The 18,741-nt window shown below is 71.1% G+C and carries 1 protein-coding gene (cut by a window edge); it reads right to left on the reverse strand.

Features of this window, described 5'->3' with window-relative positions; genetic code table 11:
• Nucleotides 1-18,741, reverse strand: the 3' portion of a protein-coding gene (locus tag FK531_RS14655; RefSeq protein ID WP_142100529.1) for a non-ribosomal peptide synthase/polyketide synthase. 8,265 nt of this gene lie beyond the right edge of the window; 18,741 of the gene's 27,006 nt are visible here — the last part of the coding sequence; its start codon lies beyond the right edge, outside the window; it ends in the stop codon at nucleotides 1-3.

Below are 18,741 nucleotides of genomic sequence, written 5' to 3' on the forward strand. Positions count from 1 at the left end.
TCAGTGACTGGACAGGTACTCCTCGAGAACCGGACCCACCACCGCCAACGCCTCCGGTTCGATCATCTCGTTGTGTTCGCAGTGCACCGTGACCTCGGTGATGGCGCCGCTCACCGCATCGCGCCACTCCTGTGGTGAGTGCTCGCCGTGGTCGTCGCCGTCGCCGTCGGCGCGGAAGAAGAGCATCTCGCCGTCGAACCGGGACGGATTGAAGCTGCGCATGATTCGGGCCGAATCGGTGAATCCTGCGCTGATCCGCTCGAGGTGCGCGGCGGTCAGGCCGGTGGTCTGACCGAACGACTCGTCGAGCAGTTCCACCGCCCGGGCGTAGGTCAGTTCACCGGCGCCGTTGCCCGCGGTGTCCGCGTCCGTGAGGTCCAGTCCCAGGCCGTGCAGCAGCTCCGGGACGGTCAGCGATTCCGGTGTGTCGTCGTCGACGCTCACGTAGCTGTCCATGATCGCCAATGTCGCGACCTCCTCGCCGAGGCCCCGCAGTTCCACCGCGACGGCGTGCGCAATCACCCCGCCGAGCGACCAGCCGAGCAGGTGGTACGGCCCGTGTTCCTGCACCGACCGCATCTCCTGCACGTAGCGGTGCGCCAGCTGTTCGATCGAGGTGAAGCTGGGGCCGCCGCTGATGACCGGAAGCTGCAGGCCGTAGGCGGGACGATCGCTGGCCAGGTGCCGGATCAGACCGGAGTAGCCCCACGACAGCCCGATCCCGGGATGGATACAGAACAGCGGGGACTTGCCGCGTCCGTTCCTCGACGGGTCGGCGGCTCGCAGCGGGATCACCACGCGCAGTGCGTCGTCCACCGGCGCGGCCTCCCCCGGTTCGTCCACCAACCGGGCCAGGCCGGCCGGTGTCGGGTCGAGGAAGATCGACTGCAGCGCGAGGGTGCGGCCGAGCCTGGTCTGCAGTTCGGAGACCACCCGGGTGGCCACGATGGAGTTGCCACCGAGGTCGAAGAAGCTGTCGGTCGCACCCACCTCGGCCACACCGAGGACCCGGGCGAACGCGTCCGCGATGGCCCGCTCGGTGGGGGTCCGGGGCGGTTCGAAATGCGTGGACCGGGTGCCGAACTCGGGCGCGGGCAGGGCCTTGCGGTCGAGCTTGCCGACCGGCGTCATGGGTACCTCGTCGAGCACCACCACGGCGGCCGGGACCATGTGCGCCGGCAGTCTGCCCGAGGCGTACGTGCGAATCTCCCCCGGGTCCAGTGCCGTACCGTCCGCGCCGTGTACGTACGCGGCCAGCAGGGTGTCGCCGGACGGTCCGGTGTGGCCGAGCGTCGCCGCGTAGGTGATGCCCGGATGGTGTGCGAGCACGGCGTCGATCTCACCGAGCTCGATGCGGAATCCGCGGACCTTGACCTGGAAGTCGCTGCGGCCGATGTACTCCACGATCGGGGTGGCGTCCCCGCCGGGGCTGTGCCAGCGGACGATGTCGCCCGTGCGGTACATCCGCTGACCCGGCGTACCGAAAGGATCGGCGACGAACCGCTCCGCGGTGAGACCGACACGGCGGTGGTAGCCGCGCGCCAGGCCCGGGCCGGAAATGTACAGCTCCCCCGGTACTCCGGCCGGCACGGGCTGCAGTCGGGTGTCGAGGATCATCTCCTCGAATCCGATGGCGGGTCGGCCGATGTTCACCGGCTCCTCCGCGCTCATCGGATCGCTCACGCTGGCCTGGATGGTCGTCTCGGTCGGCCCGTACCCGTTGAACATTCGGCGTCCCGAACCGGCCCACTTCTGCACCAGCTCCGGGGGGCACGCCTCGCCCGCGACCGCGAGGACCAGCAGGTCGTCGAGATCCGCGTCGTCCATGGACGACAGGGCGGTGGGGGTGATGAACGCGTGCGTGACGCGTTCGCGGCGCAACAGTTCCTCGAGCTCGCGGCCGCCGTAGACGGTCGGCGGGACGACGACCACCCGTGCGCCCGCACAGAACGCCATCATCAGCTCGAAGACCGAGGCGTCGAAGCTGGGTGAGGCCAGGTGCGAGACGCGAGATTCGGGGGTGACGCGGAACCGGGTGTGCTCCTCCGCGGTCAGGTTCGCGATTCCCCGGTGGGTGACGATCACGCCCTTCGGCAACCCGGTCGACCCGGAGGTGTAGATCAGGTACGCGGGGTGCGCGAGATGCAGTGGCGCGGTGCGGTCCGCGTCGGTCACCGCGGCCGTGTCGTAGGTCGCCAACTCCGCTTCGAGGTCCCCGTCGAGGACGAGCCAGGGCACCGTGTCGGGCAGTTGTGCGCGTCGCGCCGGCACGGTCAGTCCGAGCACCGCGGCCGAGTCGTTCAGCATGTACTCGATCCGTTCCCGCGGGTACGTCGGGTCCACCGGTACGAATCCGGCGCCCGCCTTGGCAACCGCCCAGATCGCGACCACCTCGTCGATGGACCGCGACAGTCCGAGCGCGACGAACGTCTCCGGTCCGACACCGCGGCCGACGAGCAAGCGGGCCAGCCGATTCGACTGCTCGTTCAGTTCGCGGTAGCTGACCCGCCGGTCCTCGAACGTCATGGCCACCGCGTCGGGGTCGACCGCTGCCGCCGCGGACAGCAGATCCGGCCACAGTTGCGCGCGGCCGCCGGAACGGCCGTGTGCCGGGGCCAGTTCGGACAGTTCCTCGTCGTCCAGGATGCCGATGTCGCCCACGGCCACGGACGGGTCGGCCGTCACCGCATCGAGGATCCGCACGAAGCGGTCCGCGAAGCCGCGCACCGTCTCCGGGTCGAACAGGTCGGTGGCGAAGTCGAACGCCGCCCGGAGTCCGGCCGGTTCGCCGTCGGAGTCGAATTGTTCGGCCAGGATCAGCTCGAGGTCCTCCTTGGCGACGCGGGGGGCCAGGTCGACCCCCTCGACGCGGAGGCCGGGCAGTTCGAGGTGCGGACGCTCGGTGTTCTGGAACTCGAGCGAAACCTGGAACAGCGGCGAATAGGACGTCGACCGTGCGGGATTGAGCTGCTCGACCAGTCGCTCGAACGGCAGGTCGGCGTGGCCGAAGGCGGCGAGGTCTGCGTCGCGGACCTGGTCGAGCAGGTCGGTGAAGGCGGTCGACGGCTCGACCCGGGTGCGCAGGACGAGGGTGTTGACGAACATGCCGATCATGTCGTCGAGTGCGGCGTCGCCACGACCGGCGATAGGGGTGCCGATCGCAATGTCGTCGGCGTCGCCGAGCCGAGCGAGCAGCATCGCGAACACCGCGTGTGCGGCCATGAACACGGTCGAACCCTGTTGGCGCGCCACGGCGTTCAGTGCCCGATGCAGGTCGGCCGGGACCTCGAACTCGATCCGGTCCCCGCGCAGCGTCTGTTGCAGCGGGCGCGGGCGATCCGTCGGCAGCCCGATCACGTCGGGCAGGCCCGCCAGCGTCCGGGACCAGAACTCCAGCTGAGCCGAGGTCAGGGATCGGGGGTCGTCCTCGCGGCCGAGTACCCGGCGCTGCCACAGGGCGTAGTCGGCGTACTGGGCGGCCAGCGGAGCCCAGCCGGGTGCGTTGCCGTCGCTGCGGGCCACGTACGCGGCCATCACGTCGCGGGCGAGGGTGGCCAGCGACGCGCCGTCCGCGCAGATGTGGTGGACGACGATGACCAGGGCGTGCTCGCGGTCACCGATCCGCAGCAGCGCCGCGCGGATCGGCACCGCGGCGGTCACGTCGAATCCCGCAGCGGCGAGCTCGGCGACCCGGCCGGGCAGCTCGGACTCGTCCACCTCGAGGGTCTCGAGGTCGGATGCCACCTCGTCGGCCGGCAGGATCACCTGCGCCGGGTTGCCGTCCACCAGCGGGAATACGGTGCGTAGCGACTCGTGCCGGTCGAGCACGTCCGTGACCGCTGCGCCCAGGGCTGCGACGTCCAGGTCCCCGGTCAGCCGCACGGCCAGCGGGATGTTGTACGCCGCCGAGCTGGTGTCGAACTGGTTGAGGAACCACATCCGCTGTTGCGCCAGGGAGATCGGGATGTGGCCCGGCCGCTCGGTGGCGGTCAGCGCGGGCCGGGCTGTCCCGGTCTCCGCGGCGGAGATCCGCTCGGCCAGCGCGCGAACTGTCGGAGCTTCGAACAGGGCACGCACCCCGATCGACGCTCCGAGTGCCGAGCTCAGCCGTGCGGTGACGCGGGTGGCGATCAGCGAGTTGCCGCCCAGTTCGAAGAAGTCGTCTGCCACACTCACCCGGTCGAGGCCGAGGATGGTGCCGAAGATCTCGGCGATCGTCTCCTCGAGTTCGGTGTCGGGGGCGACGAATTCTCCGAGTGTGGAAGCGAATTCGGGCTCCGGTAGGGCGGCGCGGTCCAGCTTGCCGACGGGGGTGAGTGGAATCTCGTCGAGCATGGAAATGCTCGAGGGCACCATGTGGGCGGGCAGGCGCTGCGACAGGCCCGCGGTGAGCTCGGCGGGGTCCACCCGGTGACCGGTGGCGGCGAGTACGTAGCTCGCCAGGGCGGTGTCACCGGTCGGTCCGACTGCCGCGACCGTGACCGCGAAGCCGACCCCCGGCTGGGCCATGATCTCGGCGTCGATCTCGCCCAGTTCGATCCGGAAGCCACGGATCTTGACCTGGAAGTCGCTGCGGCCCACGTACTCGAGCGCGAGCGAACCGTCCTCCGTCGGTACCCAGCGCACGATGTCGCCGGTGCGGTACATCCGCTCCCCGGGCGCGCCGCTCGGGTCGGCGACGAACCGACCCGCGGTGAAGCCGGGGCGGCGGTGGTAGCCACGGGCCAGGCCGAGTCCACAGATGTACAGCTCGCCGGGCGCCCCCACCGGGACCGGCTGCAGGTTCGCGCCCAGGACCATCTCGTGGACGCCACGGATCGGGCCGCCGAGGGTGATCGGCTGCCCCGGCGTCATGGGCGCGCTGATGTTCGACATCACCGTGGTCTCGGTGGGGCCGTACGCGTTCGAGAGCTTGCGCCCCGGCGCCCAGCGGGAGACCAGTTCCGGCGGGCACGCCTCGCCGCCGAACGCCACGTGAGTGAACTCGTCGAGACCGGCGGGGTCGACGGTCGCGAGCGCGGCGGTGGTCACGAAGGCGTGGGTGATGCCCTCGGACTTGATCAGCTGCGCGAGCTCGGTGCCGCCGTAGACGGTCGTCGGGGCGATCACCATGGTGGCGCCCGATCCGAAGGCCTGCAGGTACTCGAAGACCGACCCGTCGAAGCTCGGGGTCGAGAAGTGCAGTGTGCGCGAGCGCGGTGAGGCGCCGAATCGCTGGATCTGGTCGCGGGCGAAGTTGTCGAGTCCGGAGTGCGTGACCACCACGCCCTTCGGGGTGCCTGTCGAACCCGAGGTGTAGACGAGGTACGCGGCGTTGCGCTGGTCGATCGGCGCGATCCGGTCGCGTTCGGTGACCGCACCGGCCGGTTGCGCGGCGCAGCGCTCCGCGAACGCGGGCGCGTCGAGGTAGAGCCACGGCACCGAGTCCGGGAGCCTGCCGCGGTGCGCGCTGAGCGCGAGCCCGACGGTTGCGCCGGAATCGGTCAGCATGTGGGCGATGCGGTCGGCCGGGTAGTTCGGGTCGACCGGGACGAACGCGGCGCCAGTCTTCGCGACCGCCCACATGCACAGCACCGAGGAGACCGAGCGCGCGATACCGAGGGCGACGAAGGTTTCCGGTCGGGCGCCGAGACCGATCAGGACGCGGGCGAGCTGGTTGGACCGCTCGTCGAGTTCGCGGTAGGTGACCTCGTGACCGTCGATGGTGAGCGCGACGGCGTCCGGATCGATCGCGACCCCGTCCGCGAGGATCTGCGGCAGGGTGCGCTCGGTGGTGCCGGCGGCACCGCGTACCGGCAGCAACCGGTCCAGCTCGGCCTCGTCGAGCGCGTGCACGCGTGCCACAGGGGTCTGCGGACCTACCCCGACCAGTTCGAGCACCCGCCGGACCCGGTGCGCGATCTGCTCGATCTCGCCGTCGGAGAACGCGTCCGCGCTGTACTCGAACTTCAGGTGCAGCTGGTCGTCTTCCGACGCGACCAGCGCGAGCGGGTAGTGCATGGAGTCTCGCCCGCTGATCCCCGCCACCCGCAGGCCCGCGATGTCGGTCTGTTCGGTGAGGCCCGCACGGTCGATCGGGTACGACTCGAAGACGGTCAACGTGTCGAACTGTGCGCCGGGGCCCGCGGCGTCCTGGATCTCGGCGAGGCCGAGGTGATGGTGGTCGAGCAGTCGAGCCTGCTCGGTCTGGACGCGGTCGAGGAGGTCCCCGACGCTCTCGTGCGGATTCAGCGCGATGCGCACCGGGATCGTCGAGATGAACAGGCCCACCATCGCTTCGATCCCCGGGATCTGCGGAGGCCGACCGGAGACGGTACCGCCGAACACCACGTCGCGGCGACCGGACAGCGCGCCGAGCACGAGACCCCACGCGGTCTGGACGACCGTGTTGAGGGTGATGCCGCGCTCGCGGGCCATGGTGCGCAGCAAGGCGGTCTGCTCCGTGGACAGTGAGAGCGCGTGCTCGCGCGACCCGGCGGACGGCGGTCGACCGGTGGTGGCGGTCGGTGCCAGCAGGGTCGGCTCGTCGAGGCCCGCCAGCGCGCCGCGCCAGGCGTGCACGGATTCCGCGACGTCTCGCCGCGACATCCAGTCCAGGTAGTCCCGATACGGCCGTACCCGCGGCAGGTCGGCGGCGTCGCCGTCGGTCGCGTACAGCGTCAACAGGTCTCGCACGATCAGCGGTGTCGACCAGCCGTCGAGCAGGATGTGATGGTTCGTCAGCACCAGCCGGTACTCGCCCGGCGCCATCGTGACCAGCAGCATCCGCATCAGTGGCGGTGCGGTCATCTCGAAGCCGGCGACACGGTCGGCGTCCAGCGCGGCGGTGAACTCGCGGTCGCGGGTCGCCTCGTCGACATCGCCGCCGGACAGGTCGATCTCGGTCCACGGCAACGTGACTCGATCGGCGATGACCTGGACCGCCGAGCCGGCCTCGTCGTGGACGAACGCGGCCCGCAGGTTCGGGTGCCGGTCGAGCAGCGCCTGACCCGCCCGCCGCACCCGCTCGGTATCCACGACTCCGCGAAGTTCCAGGGTCAGTTGGACGACGTACGGGTCGACGGTCGCGTCGGCGAGTTGGGAGTGGAAGAGCAGCCCGGACTGCAGCGGCGAGAGCGACCACACCTCGGTCAGGCGCGGGAAGCGGGCCTCGAGTCGGTCGATCGCGTCCTGGTCGAGGTCGACGAGATCGAGGTCGGACGGGGTGAATCCACCCGCCGCGGGCGCCGACGCGTGCCGCGCGATCGCCGTGAGCGCCTCCACCCAGGCGTCGGCGAGATCGCGGACCTCCTCCGCGGACAGCACACCCGCGGGGAACGCCCATGTCGCGCGCAGTCGCGGGCCGTCCGGTGAGGCCAGGGTCACGGCGTTCACGTCGAGTGCCGTCGCCACCGGCATGTCGGGGCTCGGCGCGTCGTCGAGGTCGACATCGGTGACCGGGAGCCAACCCGGATCGGTGTCGGCGGGCACCGACGTCCCGGTCAGCCGGCCCAGGTAGTTGAAGCTGATCTGCGGGACGGCCAGACCGCCGAGGGCGGAACCGTCGGTGAGGTACCGCAGCATCCCGAAGCCGATACCGTGGTCGGGTGCGCCGAGCAATTGCTCCTTGATCACCTTGACCGCTCGACCGGTGGCAGGTCCGCCGTCGAACGCGTCCGTGACGTCGACGCCCGACAGGTCCAGGCGCGTCGGGAAGAGGGTCGTGAACCAGCCGACCGTGCGGGACAGGTCGGCACCGGGGACCGCGGACTCCTCACGGCCGTGACCCTCGAGGGTGACCAGCGTCGCGGATCCGTTCTGGCCGCGGTCGCGGCGCCAGCGCGCGAGCGCCAGCGCGAGCCCGGTCAGCAGGCCGTCGTTGACACCGCCGTGGAAGGCCTCGGGCACCGCGGTGAGCAGTGCCTCGGTGATCTCCGTCGGCACCTCCACCCGCACCCGCTCCAACGTCGAGTTCAGGTCGACGTCGCGGTCGAGCGGCCGCGACCCGAGCACGGGGTCGGGCTCGGCCAGCACCGAACGCCAGTGCGCGATCTCGCCGGTCCGGTCCGGCGCGGCATCGGCGAGGGCGTTCGCCCACCGCCGCATCGAGGTGCCGACCGGGGCGAGCTGCGCCTGACCGCCGCCGCGGACCTGTGCCCACGCCGTGGCCAGGTCCGGCACCAGCACTCGCCAGGACACCCCGTCGACGGCGGCGTGGTGGATCACCAACAGCAGCCTGCCGGAACCGGATTCGGGTGCGAACCAGACCGCCTGCAGCATGATCCCGGCATCCGGGTCGAGCCGGCCCGCGGCCGCTCGCAACGCCGCCGAGGCGAATTGCTCGAACTCGGTCCCCGTCACGGTCGGGGCGTCCACTCGGGTCAGCAGGTCGCGGGCGCGGACCGCGCCAGGCGCCGGCACCTCGACGCTGCGGCTGTCCCGTATCAGCCGCGCCCGGAGCATGTCGTGCCGGTCGAGGACGGATTGCAGTGTGCGCTCCAGGGTGTCGCGGTCGGCGTCGGCGGGGACGGTCAGCAGGGCGGTCTGCGTGTAGCGGCGCGGGTCGCCGCCCCGCTCGAGCAACCAGTGCAGGACGGGGGTCATGGGCAGCTCGCCGATGCCACCGCCGGGCAGTTCCTCGAGCGCCGTGGGAGTACCGGGGCCCGTCCGCTCGGCGACCGCGGCGAGCGCGGCCACCGTCTTGTGCTCGAACACCTCGCGCGGCGTCAGGGACAGGCCGGCGTCCTTGGCCCGCGCCACCAGCTGGATGGACATGATGCTGTCGCCGCCGAGCGCGAAGAACGAGTCGTCGACACCGACCGAGGTTCCGGCGGCGCCGCTGTGATCGCTGGTGGAGCCGATACCCAGCACCTCGGCGAAGAGCCCGGCCAGTACCGCCTCCGGCCCGGTGCGCGGGGCGCGTCCCGGTGCGGCGAGGGCACCGAAGTCCGGTTCCGGCAACGCCTTGCGGTCCAGCTTGCCGTTCGCGGTCAACGGCAGCCGGTCCAGTTCGACGATCGTCGCCGGGACCATGTGCGAGGCGAGTTCGGCGGACAGGTGCTCGAGCAGTTCGGCCCGCCGGACCTGTGCGCCGGGTTCGGGGACGACGTACCCGACCAGTCGCGTGCGGCCCTCCCCGTCGTCGTGGACGACCACGACGGCCTGCGCGATGCCGGGGAAGCGCAGCGCTTCGGCCTCGATCTCGCCGAGCTCGATGCGGAAGCCGCGGATCTTGACCTGGAAGTCGCTGCGGCCCAGGTACTCCAGCTGACCCTGGTGATTCCAGCGGGCCAGGTCGCCGGTCCGGTACATCCGGCCGCCGGCGCCGAGTGGGTCGGCGACGAAGCGGGTCGAGGTCAATGCGGACCGGCCGAGGTAGCCGCGGGTGACCTGGTCACCCGCGACGTACATCTCGCCGGTGACACCCGGCGGCACCGCGCGCAGCCGGCTGTCGAGGATCGACACCCGCAGCCCCGGCAGCCCGCGGCCGATCACGGACGCCGACGCGGTCGCGGCCACCGCCGGATCGAGCGGCAGCCGGGTCACGTGCACGGTGGTCTCGGTGATGCCGTACATGTTCACCAGCTGCGGCGCGGTCGCGTCGTGTCGGGTGTACCAGCGGCCGAGCTGGGCGAAGTCCAGTGCCTCGCCGCCGAAGATCACGTACCGCAACGACTCCAGGCGTCCGGGGGTGAGCCGGTCCGCCTCCGCCAGTTGGTAGAAGGCGGTCGGGGTCTGGTTCAGCACCGTGACCCGCTCGCGGCGGAGAAGTTCGACGAACGCCTCCGGCGAGCGGGCGGTGTCGTGGTCGACGACGACGAGGCGTCCGCCGTGCAGCAGCGGTCCCCACAGTTCCCACACCGAGAAGTCGAAGGCGTACGAGTGGAACATCGTCCACACGTCGGATTCGTCGAGGCCGAAGCTGTCGCGGGTGTTCGCGAACAGGGTGAGCACGTTGCGGTGCGCGACCTGCACGCCCTTGGGTCGACCGGTCGACCCGGAGGTGTAGATGACGTACGCGACGTCCCCGGGGGCGGTCCGGGCACGCCGGTCGGCGTCGGTGACGGCCGCGTCGGGGGTGGAGTCGAGCACGCGGACGGTCTCCGCGGTGTCCAGCAGGACCGTCGGGACCGCGCTCTCGGGCAACCTGCCGACGTCGGCGACGGTGGACAGCGTGCAGACCGGCGCTGCGTCGGCGAGCATGAACGCGAGCCGGTCGGCCGGGTAGCTCACGTCCAGCGGCAGGTAGCCGGCCCCGGACTTGACCACCGCGAGCAGCGCCACGACCAGTTCGGCGCCCCGCGGCAACGCCACCGCGACGAGGTCCTCCGGGCCCGCGCCGCGCTGGATCAGGATGCGCGCGAGTCGATTCGAACGCGCATCGAGTTGGGAGTAGGTGAGCGACCCGTCGCCGGCGGTGACGGCGACCGCCTCGGGGGTCCGGGCTGCGGCGCGGGCGAACTCGTCGGCCAGGGTGACTGCCTCGGCACGGCGACCCGGGGTGTTCCATTCGGTGCTCATCGCCAGGCGTTCGGCGTCCGTGGTGATGTCGACGTCGCCGACGGGCCGGTCCGGTGCGCTGGTCACCGTCGTCAGCAGGGCGATGAACCGTTCGGCGATCCGCGTCACGGTGGCCGCGTCGAAGATGTCGGTGGCGAAGGTGAACGCCCCCGACATCCCGGCCGGGGCGTCGCCGGAGTCGGCATCCTCGGTGAGGGTCAGTTGCAGGTCGAACTTCGCCACGGCGAGTTCGTGTTCGACGCCGGTGGCGGTCAGTCCCGGCAACTCGAGGCTCGGCAACTCGTTGTTCTGGAACTCGAGGAGCACTTGGAACAGGGGGGTGTGACTGGTCGAGCGTTCGGGCGCCAGCGCGTCGACGAGGGTCTCGAACGGCAGGTCGGCGTGCCCGAACGCGGCCAGGTCGCTCTCGCGCAGGTCCGCGACCAGCTCGCGGAACGACCGGTCCGCGTCGAGTCGGCTGCGCAGGACGAGGGTGTTGACGAACATGCCGACCATCTCGTCGAGGGCGGCCTCGCCGCGGCCCGCGACGGGAGTGCCGATGGCGAGGTCGTCGGCACCGGAGAGCCGTGACATCAGCAGGGCGAGGGCGGCGTGCACCGTCATGAACATCGTCGAACCGGTCTGCCGCGCAATCTCGGTCAACGCCCGGTGCACCGCCGGGTCCACCGCGAACCTCACCCGGTCGCCGCGGAAGTCGCGCTGCACCGGCCGCGGCCGGTCGGACGGCAACGCCAGCACCTCCGGCAGACCGGACAGCGACTCCCGCCAGAACCGCAGTTGCGTGGCCGACAGGGAGTCCGGATCCTCCGCGTCGCCGAGCAGTTCGCGCTGCCAGAGCGCGAAGTCGGCGTACTGCACCGTCAGCCGTTCGCGCCGCGTCGTCGAACCGCCGGTGTGGGCGGTGTACGCAACCATCACGTCGCGGGCCAGCGGTGCCATCGAGAAACCGTCGGCACAGATGTGATGCACGACGATCGCGAGCACGTGCTCGTCCGGTGCGCACTCGAGCAGGACGGCGCGCACCGGGACGGCCGCGGTGACGTCGAACCCCGCGGAGGTGAAGTCGGCGAGCCACCGCGGCAGTCGGGCCGGCTCGACCGACTCCGTCGGCAACTCGGGCAGCACCTGTGCGGCGGGGACGATCACCTGCGTCGGTTCACCCGCCACGAGGGGGAACAGGGTGCGCAGCGACTCGTGCCGGTCGAGAACCTCGGTGACCGCGGCTTGCAGCGCAGTGGTGTCGAGGTCGCCGGTCAGCCGCACGGCCAGTGGGATGTTGTAGGCAGGCGAGGCGGTGTCGAACTGGTTGAGGAACCACATCCGCTGCTGTGCAAGGGAGAGCGGGAGGTGCGCGGGGCGGTCCGCGGCAACCAGCGGAGGCCGGACCGCAGCGGGTGCCGACCGGCCCGCCCACTCGGCGAGTGCCCGCGGGGTCGGCGCCTCGAACAGCGCACGCACCCCGATCGCGGTACCGAGTGCGGCACTGATCCGGGCGGTGACGCGGGTGGCGATCAGCGAGTTGCCGCCCAGGTCGAAGAAGTCGTCGTCCACACCGACCCGGTCGACGCCGAGGGTCGCGGCGAACACGTCCGCCACGGTCGCCTCCAATTCGGTGGTCGGCGCGGCGAATTCGCTCGCCCCGGACACGAAGTCCGGTTCGGGCAGGGCGGTGCGGTCCAGCTTGCCGACCGGGGTCAGCGGGATCTCGTCCAGGAAGGTGACCGACTCGGGCACCATGTGCGCGGGCAACCGGGTCGCGGCGAACTCCCGGAGTTCGGCGGCCGAGACCCGGCGGTCGGGCGCGGTCTTGACGTAGGTCGCGAGCCGGGTGTCCCCCGCGGGGGTGCGTCTGCCGAGGGTGACGGCGAAGTCGATACCGGGATGCGAGGAGACGACGTTGTCGATTTCGCCGAGCTCGATGCGGAAGCCGCGGATCTTGACCTGGAAGTCGCTGCGGCCCAGGTACTCCACGACCACATTCCCCGTCGCTTCGCTCGCCCCGGATGTCCGGCCGCCCTCGGCGCGGACCTGCACGATGTCGCCGGTCCGGTACATCCGCTCCCCCGGCTCGCCGTACGGGTCCGCGACGAACCGGTCCGCGGTGAGTCCGGGCCTACCGTGGTAGCCGCGGGCCAATCCCGGCCCGCACAGGTACAGCTCGCCGGGTACCCCGATCGGGACCGGCTGCAGCCGCGAGTTGAGCACCACCTCGGAGACACCGAGGACCGGGGCGCCGATGGTGACCGGCTCGCCCGGGACCAGCGGATCGCTGATGTTCGACATGACGGTGGCTTCGGTGGGGCCGTACCCGTTGTGCAGGTGCCTGTTGGGCCCCCAGCGCGTCACCAGTTCCGGTGGGCAGGCCTCGCCGCCGACGACGACGGTGCCGAATTCGTCCAGCCCGGCCGGATCGACGGTCTCCAGCGCCGCCGGGGTGACGAAGGAGTGCGTCACGTGTTCGGTGGCGATCAGCTGCGCCAACTCCACACCGCCGTAGACGGTCGGCGGCGCGATCACCATCGTGGCGCCCGGTCCGAACGCCAGCAGGTAGTCCAGGATCGAGCCGTCGAAGCTGGGCGAGGCGAAGTGCATGGTGCGGGACGCCTCGGTGGTCGCGTACCGCCGTTGCTGCTCACGGGAGAAGTTGTCGAGTCCGGCGTGCGTGACCACCACGCCCTTCGGGGTGCCCGTCGAGCCGGAGGTGTAGATCATGTACGCGGGGTTCGACATCCGCAGCGTCGAGGCGCGGTCGGCGTCGGTGATCGGGTCGGCGGACGTGGCGGCGAGCCGGACCGCGGTGGCGGTGTCGTCGAGCACCACCCACCGGGTCCCGTCCGGCAGGCGGTCGCAGGCCGCCGCGACCGTGACTCCGAGCGTGGCACCGGAATCGGTGATCATGTGCTCGATCCGCTCGGCCGGGTAGTTCGGGTCCACCGGCACGAAGGCCGCCCCGGTCTTCGCGATGGCCCACATCGTCGTCACCGATTCGGGTGAACGGGCAACAGCGAGCGCGACGAAGGTTTCCGGTCCCGCGCCGAGGTCGATCAGGGTGCGGGCCAGTCGGTTCGAGGACTCGTCGAGTTCGCGGTAGCTGATCTCGCGCCCCTCGAAGGTCAGCGCGAGTGCATGTCCGCGCCGGGCCGCGGCGTCGGAGAGCAGCTGCGGAAGCGTGCGATTCACCGCACCCGTCGTGTCCGGTCCGCGGACGGGCAGCAGCGCTGTCTCCTCCTCGGCGGACAGCAGGCGCAGCGCCGCGAGCGGCAGGTCCGGTGCGGTGGCCAGTGCGTCGAGTGCCCGGCGTAGGCGGGCGCCGATGCTGTCGATGCGCTCGGCGTCGAAGAGATCGGGGAAGTACTCGAGTTTGAGCGTGAGCTGGTCGTTGGCGGCGGCGATCAGGGCCAACGGGTAGTGGGCGGCGTTGGCGGTGTCGTGTACGTCGAGCACGTGCATACCGGCGATGTCGGTGTCCTCGGTGAGGGCTGCCCGGTCCATCGGGTAGGACTCGAACACGGTGAGGGTGTCGAACGCCGCGGCCGGCCCGGACAGCTCCTGGATGTCGGTCAGGCCGAGGTAGTGGTGGTCGAGGAGATCGGCCTGCTCGGACTGGACCCGGGCGAGCAGCGCGCCGAGGGTTTCGCGGGGGTCGAGCGCGATCCGCACCGGCAGGGTGTTGATGAACAGCCCGACCATCGACTCGATCCCGGGAATCTGCGGCGGTCGGCCGGACACGGTGCCGCCGAAGACGACGTCCTCGCGACCGGTCAACTCCCCCAGTACGATTCCCCAGGCGGCCCGGATCATCGTGCTCAGGGTCAGGCCACGCTCACGGGCGACCGCCCGCAGACGAGCGGTCCGGTCGGCGTCGAAGTCGAGGAGCACTTCGCGGGACTTGCCGGCGTGCACCCGGCCGACGTCCAGCGGGCTGAGCAGGGTCGGCTCGTCGATCCCGGCGAGCGCCCGCTGCCAGAGCGCCGCGGACTCCGCCACGCTGCGCCGCGACATCCACGTCAGGTAGTCCCGGTAGGGGTTGACCCGTGGCAGGGCGCTCGCGTCCCCGTCGGTCGCGTACAGGGTCAGCAGGTCACGCAGGACCAGCGGCATGGACCAGCCGTCGAGCAGGATGTGGTGGTTGGTCACGATCAGCCGGTGCTCGTCGGTTCCGGTCCGGATCAGCATGAAGCGCAGCAGGGGCGGGGTGCCCATGTCGAACCCGCGTGCCCGGTCCTCGTCCATCAGCCGCTCGATGTCGCGCTCGACGTCACCGTCGTCGCGCCCGGTGAGATCGATCTCCGCCCAGGGCAGGCCGATGCCCTCGTGCACCAGTTGGATCGGTGTGCCCTCGTCGTCGTAGACGAAGGAGGCGCGCAGGTTGACGTGACGGTCGAGCAGGGCCTGGCCGGCGCGCCGCAACCGCGAGGGGTCGGCGCCGCGCAGCTCGAGCGTGAGCTGGACGGTGTAGGAGTCGATCGACTGGTCCGCCAGCTGGGCGTGGTAGAGCAGTCCCGACTGCAGCGGCGAGAGTGACCACACGTCGGTGAGCGTCGGGTGTTCGGCCTCGAGCCGGTCGATGGTCGACTGGTCGAGGTCGACGAGGGCGAGATCGGTCGGGGTCAGACCGCCCGCATTCGGACCGCAGGCGTGCCGGGTCAACGCGGCCAGCGCGCTCGTCCACAGTTCGGCGATCTCGCGGACCTCGTCCCCGGTCAGGACCCCGGTCGGGAACGCCCAGGTGGCCCGCAGTTGTGGCCGGTCACCGACCATGGTGGTCACCGCGTTGACGTCCAGCGCCGAGGCGACCGGCATGTCGTGGTCCTGGGCCCGTTCCATGTCGACCTCGCCCGAGGGGGTCCACCCGGATTCCGGGCTGGCCTCGGACAGGTCCGCGGTGAACCGGCCCAGGTAGTTGAAGCTGACCTGCGGCGCCGGCAGTTGGGCGAGCTCGGGGCCTCGCACCCGGTCGAGGTAGCGCAGCAGGCCGAATCCCATGCCGTTGTCCGGGATTGTGAGCAGTTGTTCCTTGACGGCCTTGACCGCCGCCCCCGCCGACCGGCCGCCCGCGAACGCGTCGTCGAGGTCGATGCCGCTCAGGTCGAGTCGCAGCGGGTGAATCGAGGTGAACCACCCGACGGTGCGGGACAGGTCGGCGCCGCCGACGACCTGGTCCACGCGACCGTGGCCCTCGAGACCGACCAGTGCGTCGGTCGTGTCGGTGGCCCCGTGGGTGCGGTGCCAGCGCGTCAGCGCCATCGCCAACGCGGTGAGCAGGCCGTCGTTGACGCTGCCGCGGTACTTCTGCGGAAGTGCCGTCAGCACACCGTCACTGACCTCCGCGGACAACTCGACGGTGACCCGCTCGACCGTCGACTCGAGGTCCACGGCGGGATCGAGAGGTCGGGAGCCGAGCCGCGGATCGGAACCGGTGAGAATCCCACGCCAGAGTGCGGACTCGTCGCCACGCTCGGCGGCCGCGTCGACGAGGGCGTGCGCCCAACTCCGCATCGAGGTGCCCACCGGCGCCAGCGTCGGCGCCTGACCGGCCTGTACGTGCGCCCACGCGACCGCGAGGTCTGGCACCAGGACCCGCCAGGACACTCCGTCGACGACCATGTGGTGCACGACCACCAGGAGCCTGCCGTCGCCCCCGGCCGAATCGAGCCACACCACCTGCAGCATCACCCCGTTCGCGGGGTCGAGGCGGTCCTGGGCCGCGTCGAGCACGGTGAGGGCCGCCGCCGTGAACTCCGGAGTACCGGGAGCTGCAACCACCGGAATCCGCCGCACGCAGGTCGCGGCGTCGACCGACCCGGGCGGGCGGACCTCGAGCACCACGCCCGCGTCGGAGTTCTCGTCTGCGCGGAGCCGGGCCCGGAGCATGTCGTGGCGGTCGAGAACCGCTTGCACGGTGGCGATCAACGGTTCGATCGAGGTGAGGTCGCTCGGTGCGTGCAGCAGCGTCGGTTGCGACATCCGGTCGAACCGGCCGCCGCGTTCGAGCAGCCACCGGACGATCGGAGTGGGCGGCATGTCCCCCACTCCGCCGCCGGGCAGTTCGGCGAGCACGGGCAGGTCGGTGGCATCGGTCGCGATCGCCACCTCGGCGAGACCGGCAACGGTCTTGCGCTCGAACACATCACGCGGGGAGAGGTAGATCCCGTGGTCCTTGGCACGGGCCACCAACTGGATCGACATGATGCTGTCGCCGCCGAGGGCGAAGAACGAGTCGTCCACGCCCACCGACTCGACGTCGAGCACCTCGGCGAACAGCGAGGCGAGCGCCGTCTCGGTGTCGGTGCGCGGCGCCCGGTGGGACTCGGTCCGCAGCGTGAAGTCGGGCTCGGGCAGGGCCTTCCGATCCAGTTTGCCGACCGGGGTGACCGGCAGCTCGTCGAGCACCACCAGCGTCGAGGGCACCATGTAGGGCGCCAGGAAGGCGCCGGCGAACGTCAGGATCTCCGGGGCATCGACAACGGGGGCGTCGAGGGCAGCGGCAGCACCCGGGGAGGATTCGACCGCGGGGACCACGTACCCGATGAGTCGCGGTCTGCCCGCGCTGTCCGTCCGGGTCGCCACCACCGCGCGCGCGACCGCGGGATGCCGCATGAGCGCGGACTCGATCTCGCCGAGTTCGATGCGGAAGCCGCGGATCTTGACCTGGAAGTCGCTGCGGCCCAGGTACTCCAGTTCGTCGTGCGTGTTCCACCGCACCAGGTCGCCGGTGCGGTACATCCGCCCGCCGGTGTACGGGTCGGCGACGAATCGTTCCGCGGTGGTGCCCGGCCGGCCCCGGTATCCCCGCGCCAGGCCGGGCCCGGTGACGTACAACTCGCCGGTCACCCCGACCGGGACCGGGCGCAGCCGGGTGTCCAGAACCATCACGCCGGTGCCGCGCGGCGGCCCACCGATGGTGACCGGGCGGTCCGCGTCCATCGGACCGGTGAGGCTCGCGACGACGGTGGCCTCCGTCGGCCCGTACGCGTTGAACATCGAGCGGTCCCCGCTCGCCCACTGCGCGACCAGTTCCGGCGGGCAGGTGTCTCCGCCGGTGACCACACATTCGAGGTCGACGAGAGCGTGGGCGTCCACCGACGCCAACGCGGCCGGGGTGACGAACGCGTGCGTGACGTGTTCGGTGGCGAGTAGTCCGGTGAGCTCGTCGCCGCCGTAGATGTCCGGGCCCGCCACGATCATCGTCGCGCCCGCCCCGAACGCGATCAGCAGTTCGAGCACCGATGCGTCGAAACTCGGCGACGAGAAGTGCAGCGTCCGGGACTCGGGCGTGACGCGGAACCGGGTACGCACGTCCTCCGCGAGATTCGCGACGCCGCGGTGGGTGACCACGACACCCTTCGGTGTCCCCGTCGACCCCGAGGTGTAGATCAGGTACGCCGGATGGTCCAGGGTGAGTGGTTGGAGGCGATCGGCATCGGTGACCGGCGCGTCCGACCACCTGGCGAGGGCCTCGTCGACGCCGTCCTCGTCCAGCACGAGATGACGCGGCAGGGTCGGCAGCGCGTCGTGATGCGACTGCAGGGTGAGACCGAGGACGGCACCGGAATCCTCGAGCATGTGCGTGATCCGGTCCCGCGGGTAGTTCGGGTCGACCGGGACGTACGCGGCGCCCGACTTCGCCACCGCCCACACCGCGAGCACCGACTCGATCGACCGGGGCATGGACACCGCGACGACGGACTCCGGACCGACACCGCGTCCGATCAGCAACCGGGCCAACCTGTTCGACCGGGCGTCGAGCTCGCGATAGGACATCGCCCGGTCCCCCGACACCAGCGCCGGCTGCTCCGGGTGGAGTGCGGCCGCCGCGGTGAGCAGTGCGGGCAGGGTTCGCGGAGTGACCGGGTCGCCGCCGAGGACCGGGGTGAGCGCAGCGGCTCGCTCGGCGGTCAGGATCGGGGCGTCGCCGACGGCGGCGTCGGGGTTCTCGGTGACGGCGGCGAGGATCCGCACCAGCCGCTCGCCGAGTTCCGCGATCGAGGCACTGTCGAAAAGGTCGGTGGCGTACGTGAATCCGGCGGTGATGCCGGCGGGCGCGCCGGACTCGTCGAACTCCTCGGTGCATGTCAGCTGCAGGTCGAAGTTGGAGATCTCGGTGCCCAGGTCGATGCCGGTCACCGTCAGTCCCGGCAGTTCGAGGCGTGGACGTTCGTTGTTGCGGAACTCGAACATCACCTGGAAGAGCGGAGAATGCGCGGTGCTCCGTTCCGGCGCGAGCGCCTCGACGAGCCG

The sequence above is a fragment of the Rhodococcus spelaei genome, from assembly GCF_006704125.1.
GTDB lineage: Bacteria > Actinomycetota > Actinomycetes > Mycobacteriales > Mycobacteriaceae > Rhodococcus_G > Rhodococcus_G spelaei.